This is a genomic window from Desulfovibrio desulfuricans (assembly GCF_024460775.1).
Lineage (GTDB): Bacteria > Desulfobacterota > Desulfovibrionia > Desulfovibrionales > Desulfovibrionaceae > Desulfovibrio > Desulfovibrio desulfuricans_E.
The window spans coordinates 1-207 of sequence record NZ_JANFYZ010000154.1 but is presented as its reverse complement, the minus strand read 5'-3'; the positions used below and the strand labels follow the sequence as shown (position 1 = coordinate 207).

The 207-nt window shown below is 46.4% G+C and carries 1 protein-coding gene; it reads left to right on the top strand.

The features are described 5' to 3' along the window. Nucleotides 1-207: hypothetical protein (locus NE637_RS15745; protein ID WP_256267862.1), on the top strand; the 207-nt coding region annotated here is incomplete at both ends.

The following is a 207-nucleotide window of genomic DNA, read 5'->3' as shown; positions in this document are numbered from 1 at the left end:
ATTTGCGGTGTTAATGTCACGAGAAATGCTTGATGGTAAACGTGAGCAAAGCCAGCTGCTGGGCGTACGTTTGCGTTCAGAAGGTAAAGATTATTACGCAATCCGCGCTGAAGATGGCAAATTCTACGATCGTAAGGGTACTGGTCTGGCGAAAGGATTCTTGCGATTCCCGACGGCGAAACAGTTCCGTATCTCATCTAACTTTAA